The sequence below is a fragment of the Neisseria viridiae genome (assembly GCF_962747995.1).
Classification (GTDB): Bacteria; Pseudomonadota; Gammaproteobacteria; order Burkholderiales; family Neisseriaceae; genus Neisseria; species Neisseria viridiae.
In genome coordinates, this window is the sequence record NZ_CAUJAJ010000028.1 from 1 (window position 1) to 8,207 (window position 8,207).

Consider the following 8,207-nt stretch of genomic DNA (forward strand, 5'->3'; position numbering starts at 1 on the left):
GGTGGGGGGGGGGGGGGGGCAAGCCTTAGGAAGGCTATTGATAAAAAATATCCTGTTTTGTTCACTAAAAAATGCCGTATGAAAATTCTTGAGGCACAAAATAAGCCGATTTCACCGGCCGCATTGTTTTTTTTGATTTTGTCGTTTTGCCTTAAATCTGTTTGCCGCCGCATATTTTCAGACGGCATAACATAAAAAATCCCCAAGCATTGATTGCTTGGGGATTTTCAATAGTCCGAATTATTGGACTTTGATTTCTACATCAACACCGGCCGGCAAATCCAGCTTCATCAGCGCATCGGTAGTTTTATCGGTCCAATCCACGATGTCCATCAGGCGCAAGTGGGTACGGATTTCCAATTGTTCACGGGAAGTTTTGTTCACGTGCGGAGAACGCAAAATATTGAAACGCTCGATTTTGGTCGGCAAAGGAATCGGGCCTTTTACAACGGCACCGGTACGTTTTGCAGTTTCAACGATTTCTTGTGCAGAACGGTCAATCAGGGCGTAATCATAAGCTTTCAGGCGGATACGGATTTTTTGGTTTGCCATTTATCAATATCCTTCAATTAAGCGATAACAGAAGAAACCACGCCGGCACCCACGGTACGGCCGCCTTCGCGAATCGCAAAGCGCAGGCCTTCTTCCATAGCGATAGGCGCAATCAGTTCTACGGTAATGGTTACGTTTTCACCCGGCATTACCATTTCCACACCTTCTTCCAAAGTAACCGCGCCGGTTACGTCGGTGGTACGGAAGTAGAATTGGGGGCGGTAGTTGGCGAAGAACGGGGTATGGCGGCCGCCCTCTTCTTTGCTCAGTACGTATACTTCTGCTTTGAATTTGGTGTGCGGAGTGATGGTACCCGGTTTGGCCAATACTTGACCGCGTTCCACTTCCTCGCGTTTGGTACCGCGCAGCAATACGCCTACGTTGTCGCCCGCCTGACCTTCGTCCAGCAGTTTGCGGAACATTTCAACGCCGGTACAAGTGGTTTTTTGGGTTTCTTTCAGACCGACGATTTCAATCTCGTCGCCAACGTGGATAACACCGCGCTCTACACGGCCGGTTACTACGGTACCGCGGCCGGAAATGGAGAACACGTCTTCGATAGGCAACAGGAACGGTTTGTCTACGGCACGCTCGGGAGTCGGGATGTAGCTGTCCAATGCGGCAGCCAGTTCGAAGATTTTTTCTTCGTAAGCGGCATCGCCTTCCAAGGCTTTCAGTGCGGAACCTTGTACGATCGGGCAGTCGTCGCCGGGGAAGTCGTAGCTGGACAGCAGGTCGCGGATTTCCATTTCAACCAGTTCCAACAGCTCGGCATCGTCGACCATATCGCATTTGTTCATGAACACGATGATGTAAGGTACGCCTACTTGGCGGGCCAGCAGGATGTGTTCGCGGGTTTGCGGCATAGGGCCGTCGGCTGCGGAACATACCAGGATTGCGCCGTCCATTTGTGCGGCACCGGTAATCATGTTTTTAACGTAGTCGGCGTGGCCCGGGCAATCTACGTGTGCGTAGTGGCGGGTTTCGGTTTCGTATTCTACGTGTGAGGTATTGATGGTAATACCGCGTGCTTTTTCTTCGGGTGCGTTGTCGATTTGGTCGTAAGCTTTTGCAGCACCGCCGAATTTTTTAGCCAAAATAGTAGTCAAAGCGGCAGTCAGAGTGGTTTTACCATGGTCAACGTGACCGATGGTGCCAACGTTTACGTGCGGTTTGCTACGTTCGAATTTTTCCTTAGCCATGAGCTAATTCCTTTACATTAAAGATCGATTAAAGAACAATGCCGTCTGAAAAATCATTTCAGCCTTTCAGACGGCCTATTTGCCTGATTAGCCTTTACGGGCTTCAGTTACAGCAGCAGCTATGTGGGCAGGAGCTTCAGAATATTTCTTGAACTCCATAGAGTAAGTAGCGCGGCCTTGGGTTGCAGAACGCAAGTCGGTCGAGTAACCGAACATTTCTGCCAGAGGTACTTCGGCACGGACTTTTTTACCGCCGATACCGTCATCATCCATACCCAATACAACACCGCGACGGCGGTTCAAGTCACCCATTACGTCACCCATGTATTCTTCCGGGGTTTCCACTTCAACTGCCATAATCGGCTCAAGCAGGGCAGGAGATGCTTGACGCATACCTTCTTTAAACGCTTGAGAAGCAGCCAATTCAAATGCCAATTGGGAAGAGTCGACATCATGGTAAGAACCGAATACCAGACGGATACGTACGTCAACTACAGGATAGCCGGCAACGATACCGTTAGGCAACGTATCGCGGATACCTTTATCGACAGACGGAATAAATTCGCGAGGAATCACACCACCTTTAATTTCATCGATAAACTCGTAACCTTCACCACCCGGTTCCATAGGTTCCATTTCAATCACAACGTGACCGTATTGACCTTTACCACCGGATTGTTTCGCATGTTTGTATTCGGCTTTAACGGCTTTGCGGATAGTTTCACGGTAAGCCACTTGAGGTGCACCGATATTTGCTTCCACACCGAATTCGCGTTTCATACGGTCAACAATAATTTCCAAGTGCAGCTCACCCATACCGGAAATAATGGTTTGACCGGATTCTTCGTCTGTACGGACACGGAAAGAAGGGTCTTCTTTAGCCAAGCGGTTCAGGGCGATACCCATTTTCTCTTGGTCAGCTTTGGTTTTCGGCTCAACGGCAATATGGATTACCGGCTCGGGGAATTCCATACGTTCCAAGATAATCGGCGCGCTTTCCGCACACAAGGTTTCACCGGTAGTAACGTCTTTCAGACCAATAGCAGCTGCGATGTCGCCGGCGCGTACTTCTTCGATTTCAGTACGGTCTGCGGCAGTCATTTGCACCAAACGACCGATACGTTCGCGAGTGCCTTTTACAGAGTTCAGTACGGTATCGCCGGATTTTACTACGCCTGAGTAAACGCGGATAAAGGTCAGCTGACCGACGTATTTGTCGTTCAACATTTTGAATGCCAATGCAGAAAATTTCTCTTCATCGCTGGCTTGACGGCTGTCGGCTTCTTCAGTGTTAGGATTAACACCTTGAACCGGAGGAATATCGGTAGGAGCTGGCAGCAATTCTACAACTGCGTCCAACATACGTTGAACACCTTTGTTTTTAAATGCAGAACCACACAGCATAGGTTGGATTTCGCCTGCCAGAGTACGTTGACGCAATGCACCTACGATTTCTTCTTCGGTCAGTTCATCGCCACCCAAGTATTTATCCATCAATTCTTCACTGGCTTCTGCTGCGGCTTCAATCATGTTTTGACGCCATTCTTCGGCAGTTTCGACCAATTCGGCAGGAATATCGCCATAGGTAAAGGTTGTACCTTTATCGGCTTCATTCCAAATGATGGATTTCATTTTCAGCAGATCAACCACACCGGTGAAACTGTCTTCCGCGCCTACCGGAATGACGATAGGTACAGGGTTTGCACGCAAACGGGTTTTCATTTGCTCGACAACACGGAAGAAGTTGGCACCTTGACGGTCCATTTTATTCACAAACGCCAAGCGCGGAACTTGGTATTTGTTGGCTTGCCGCCATACGGTTTCAGATTGGGGTTGAACACCGCCCACCGCGCAGTAAACCATTACCGCGCCGTCCAATACACGCATAGAACGCTCTACCTCTACGGTAAAGTCAACGTGTCCCGGGGTGTCGATGATGTTGAAACGGTGCTCGGGGAATTGTTTCGCCATACCGGACCAGTAGGAAGTTACGGCAGCAGAGGTAATGGTAATACCGCGCTCTTGCTCTTGTTCCATGTAGTCGGTAGTAGCCGCGCCATCATGTACCTCGCCCAACTTGTGAGTCAAACCGGTATAGAACAAAATACGTTCTGTAGTAGTGGTTTTACCCGCGTCAATATGGGCGGAAATACCGATGTTACGGTACAGGCTGATCGGGGTCTTACGAGCCATTTTATTAGCCTTTCAAGATTAGAAACGGAAGTGAGAGAATGCTTTGTTGGCTTCAGCCATGCGGTGTACTTCTTCACGTTTTTTCAACGCACCGCCACGGCCTTCAGCCGCATCAATCAATTCGCCTGCCAAACGCAGGTCCATAGATTTCTCACCACGTTTACGGGCCGCATCACGAACCCAACGCATTGCCAAAGCCAAACGGCGTGAAGGACGAACTTCAACAGGAACTTGGTAGTTTGCACCACCTACACGGCGGCTTTTCACTTCCACGATAGGTTTGGCGTTTGCAATGGCTTCGTTAAATACTTCGATTGCTGCTTTGCCGGTTTTTTTCTCAATTTGCTCCAGCGCACCGTAAACGATACGCTCTGCAACAGATTTTTTACCGTCAATCATCAATACGTTCATGAACTTAGTCAGCTCAACGCTGCCGAATTTAGGATCTGGCAGTACGTCGCGCTTAGGGACTTCTCTACGTCTTGGCATTTTAATTTCCTTTAATCTATTCAGTTGGGTCAATTCCCATGAATACCCAATTGAGTATTCACTTACTCGGCCGTTGTTCAGCTTAGGCGGCCGACGTGCCTATTTGAGTCCCGATAATTATTTAGGACGCTTAGCACCGTATTTAGAACGGGCTTGTTTACGGTCTTTAACACCTGCAGTATCCAAAGAACCGCGTACAGTGTGGTAACGTACACCTGGCAAGTCTTTTACACGACCGCCGCGAATCAATACGACGCTGTGCTCTTGCAGGTTGTGGCCTTCACCGCCGATGTATGAAATGACTTCAAAACCGTTGGTCAGGCGAACTTTACATACTTTACGCAATGCAGAGTTAGGTTTTTTAGGGGTAGTTGTGTATACACGGGTGCACACGCCGCGTTTTTGCGGGCAAGCTTCCAGCGCAGGCACTTTGTTCACGTACACGGGCTTTTGACGGCCTTTGCGTACCAATTGGTTGATAGTTGGCATATTTTCTCGTCCTGTTGAGTTAAATACTTGCCGACACCATGTCGGCAAGAGTGGAATTATATTTTTATTGCAAGCATACAGTCAAGCATAACGACAAGAAGAAAGATGATTTTCTTGTTTGCCGATAAATATTTACCGACTTCCCTCACAATCAGTCGGACGGCTGAAGAAAATACTGTCAATACGTTTTTTCTATACTGACAAACCATTCCTTGCCGCTGCGCGAATAAAAGGCGGGCATATTGCTGTTGATCTTGTTGTAACGGAAATTTATTTGGGGTGTAAACCCTTTCCACGACAGTTTTTTATGCCATAAAGCCGCGCTCATCCGATATTCATCATCACGCCGGGTAAAATTGTAAATTAATGTTGCAGGGGCTTTAAATATCCGTTTCGTGTAACCCGCACCCAACTTCAGTCCAAGACCGCCGTCTAATATTTTCACCGTACCCAAACTTACACCATAACGCCGTGAAGCCTGCTCTTTCTCCACAGTATTATCAAACATACCGCTAATACCTCCGTACAACTGCCAAGCCGGCATAGCGTAATAGCCGAACGTACTGCTGACTGAAATCGTTTTACTGTTGTAACGTTTTGCCAAATATTCGTCATGGTATTGTTTGCGGCCGTACTGGAGAGATTGGGTGCTGCGCCATTTTTCATTCAGACGGCGGCTGTAATCCAACGCAATACCCGTATTTGCCGTATAACGGTTATTGCCCAGCCAGTTTTGTTCGACAAAGGGCCGGAATCCCCACTCTAGACGGCTATTCCGATAACGGTAGCCTGCTTCGGCATGAAACGCCTGTTCGCTAAAATCCCGGGCATTCCAATAATGCACACCGGAACCGCTGATGCCTAAGCGGGCAAAGTGATTGCCTGCAATGTTAAACATCCGGTCAATACCCAGTTCGTACCTTATCCCGTTGGCGCGTTTGGGCAGGCTGTCTTCCGATTTTGTCCATTTCCGGCCGTTGAGGACGATGTCCCGTGAAGGGGACGCATTGTTTACATTATCTGTTTGTTCGTAATTCATATTGAACGAAGGATGCCACGCCTGCACCGCTTCCGCCTGACGGATATATTCCCGTGCAAGCTGCCGCATATTGGGAGGCAACGCCTCCTCGACCCGGTGCAACTGAACCAATGCCTCACGATATTGTTTGTCTTCAAACAGCATCACGCCCAAATCAAAACGGGGATAAACAAGGTCAGGCCTTTCCGACAACAACTCACGGTATAAATCGGCCGCCTCGCCCTGCCGCATCTCGCTGCGGTATAACGCGCCGAGGGCATAACGGTACAGCACCGTATCATATTGCGGTTGTTCGGCATATTGGGGCAACAGGCGTTTCAGTACCGCCCAGTCGCGCGCCAGCAACGCCCGGTTAATCTGCATTCCCATCCGGTCACCCCGAACATCGCCGCCTGCCGCACTTTTAGGAACTTCAGACGGCATTGCATCGCGAACCGGCGGCACATCCTCTGCAAACGGCAGGAGGGCGAGACTTTCCCCTTCAGACGGCATCGCAGCCCGACTGCCGACGTTAATCGGTTCGACAGGCACGCCGATATCCTCGGCAAACGTCGCCGAAGTCAGCAGGCAGCCTGCAAAAAAGAGATTTCTGGGTTTCATATTTATTTCTTAAAGGAAATGCCGTCTGAAGTTTCAGACGGCATTTGTTTAAATGGAAAACATTAAGACGCTACTTTTTTTGACCGCCGAAACCGACATCCCTGGCAAAGTTATTTTGGTCTCCGGACGTACCGACGACACCCGCCACCTCGTTGGCCTCCGGCCCGAAAATACCTAAGGAATAATATTTAAGCCCGCCATGTTCCGAAGCCGCCTCACCTTTGCCTACCCCGTAAAAGGAATAATAGCCGGGATGAGGGTTGCCATGCTCCAAAGCCGTCTCATCACTGACCATCTCGTAACCGGATTCGTCATTATTCACTTTTAAAATACCGATATCGGCTTCTTTCAAATCAATACGGCCATATTCAGACAAACCTTCAATTGAGCCCGAACCTTTACGTTTGTCAAAGTCGATACGGTACTTGAATTTACCTTGATGTTCTTCCAACGCGCTATCAAGCTTAGCCGAAGAGCCGCCAAATGCCTTGCCTTCATAATCGAAAGCACCTGCCGTCGGCAATTGTGCTTTTTCTGTCGCCAAACCTTGTATATCACTCAAGCCAATGTCAAATTTGCCGGCTTCATCCTTCTTACCGTTTTGTATCGTTTGGGTAAAATACCCTGCCACAACAGAATATGGTTGCTCATAAACCCAAGATTTTTCTGAATAATAATTTTGGTCTTTATCTTGCCCATAAATTTCTACAGTCTGCGACTGCAAACCCAGCGGTTTAACAGCATATTCATCACCGTCTTTACCTTCGTATTTTTCCCCATTGATATACACATCCATATCCCTGACTTTTTCCTCGGTGAAGGCGGTATCTTGTTTATCTTGATTTTCACTAATCAAGTGTGCTTTAAACAATGCGGCAGTTTCAAATTTTTTTTCATATGATCCAAGATTTTTAAATTCCCTTGATTTACTCTCCCATACCCGCTGACTCAATTCGGGTTTAACACTTTGCAACGATGACTTTTCTAAATGTTTCGTAAATTTTTCCAATCGTTGAACCTTCGTTTCAACCTCTTTCAATTTTTGCTCCGATGATGCAAGTTGTGCTTTTTGTTCGCCTAGTTTTTTCTCTAATTCGGCTTTTTTACTATCCAAATCCGCCTGATCGGCATCAGGCTGGGCTTCGGCCTTCCTCTGCTCCGCCAACTTAACCGCATCTTCAAGCTGTTTGATTTGCCGCCTCACGGTTAATACCTTTGCTTCACGTGCTTTTTTCAGCTCTATTTGGGCATTGGTATATTCTCGAGCCCCTTCGATAAGATTAGCTGGAGGAGACCCTGCGTTATCCATATGTGAAACGGTTGCCTCTTTTTCTTCTTCTTGTTTTTCTTTATCGGCAATCTCTTTATCGGCATTTTCAATTGCTTTAGTCGCCTGGTCTAATTTCTCAGAAGTGGTTAATGTTCGTCCACCTGAAGCACAAGCAGAAAGGGCAAAAATGCAGGCAATTGCTGCCAAACCCAGTCTGAATTTAAAGGGAAGATGCATAATTATCTCCTAGAATATTGTTTCGACGGTAAGTTTACCCGTTACCGAATTAAATGTTTTATTTACATTTCTTAAACTCTTATTAAAAATAAACTAAGTTTTAAGCTCGGCAATTCTACCCCCCCCCCCCCCACAA

The 8,207-nt window shown here is 47.8% G+C and carries 7 protein-coding genes and 1 pseudogene; all 8 read right to left on the reverse strand.

Annotated elements, in window-relative coordinates; translation table 11 throughout:
• Positions 1-188 (reverse strand): annotated as a pseudogene (locus Q9J79_RS10030) (hypothetical protein); the annotation flags it as partial.
• Positions 189-240: 52 nt separating this feature from the next.
• The gene (rpsJ, locus tag Q9J79_RS10035) at positions 241-552 is read right to left on the reverse strand and encodes a 30S ribosomal protein S10 (RefSeq protein WP_002215394.1); all 312 of its coding nucleotides are present in this window, start codon (positions 550-552) and stop codon (positions 241-243) included.
• Positions 553-569: 17 nt separating this feature from the next.
• On the reverse strand, positions 570-1,754 hold the full coding sequence (gene tuf / locus Q9J79_RS10040) for an elongation factor Tu (RefSeq protein WP_036475232.1): 1,185 nt from the start codon (positions 1,752-1,754) through the stop codon (positions 570-572).
• 87 nt (positions 1,755-1,841) lie between these two features.
• Entirely contained in the window at positions 1,842-3,947 is a 2,106-nt protein-coding gene (gene fusA, locus Q9J79_RS10045; protein ID WP_118792931.1) for an elongation factor G, read from the reverse strand.
• A gap of 18 nt (positions 3,948-3,965) precedes the next feature.
• Positions 3,966-4,436 (reverse strand): 30S ribosomal protein S7, encoded by a 471-nt coding sequence (rpsG, locus tag Q9J79_RS10050; protein WP_002242159.1) that lies wholly within the window; start codon positions 4,434-4,436, stop codon positions 3,966-3,968.
• 117 nt (positions 4,437-4,553) lie between these two features.
• On the reverse strand, positions 4,554-4,925 hold the full coding sequence (gene rpsL, locus Q9J79_RS10055) for a 30S ribosomal protein S12 (protein WP_002218431.1): 372 nt from the start codon (positions 4,923-4,925) through the stop codon (positions 4,554-4,556).
• Positions 4,926-5,103: 178 nt separating this feature from the next.
• Complete coding sequence (locus tag Q9J79_RS10060) at positions 5,104-6,564, reverse strand: surface lipoprotein assembly modifier (RefSeq protein ID WP_301912032.1); 1,461 nt, start codon at positions 6,562-6,564, stop codon at positions 5,104-5,106.
• A 70-nt stretch (positions 6,565-6,634) separates the two neighbouring features.
• On the reverse strand, positions 6,635-8,071 hold the full coding sequence (locus Q9J79_RS10065) for a factor H binding protein domain-containing protein (RefSeq protein WP_301912031.1): 1,437 nt from the start codon (positions 8,069-8,071) through the stop codon (positions 6,635-6,637).
• Positions 8,072-8,207: the final 136 nt, after the last annotated feature.

Bases quoted from the DNA above. Each gene is read 5' to 3' on its own strand.
- fusA (WP_118792931.1), bottom strand. From the start codon at position 3,947: ATGGCTCGTAAGACCCCGATCAGCCTGTACCGTAACATCGGTATTTCC.
- rpsL (WP_002218431.1), bottom strand. From the start codon at position 4,925: ATGCCAACTATCAACCAATTGGTACGCAAAGGCCGTCAAAAGCCCGTG.
- rpsJ (WP_002215394.1), bottom strand. From the start codon at position 552: ATGGCAAACCAAAAAATCCGTATCCGCCTGAAAGCTTATGATTACGCC.
- rpsG (WP_002242159.1), bottom strand. From the start codon at position 4,436: ATGCCAAGACGTAGAGAAGTCCCTAAGCGCGACGTACTGCCAGATCCT.
- Q9J79_RS10065 (WP_301912031.1), bottom strand. From the start codon at position 8,071: ATGCATCTTCCCTTTAAATTCAGACTGGGTTTGGCAGCAATTGCCTGC.
- Q9J79_RS10060 (WP_301912032.1), bottom strand. From the start codon at position 6,564: ATGAAACCCAGAAATCTCTTTTTTGCAGGCTGCCTGCTGACTTCGGCG.
- tuf (WP_036475232.1), bottom strand. From the start codon at position 1,754: ATGGCTAAGGAAAAATTCGAACGTAGCAAACCGCACGTAAACGTTGGC.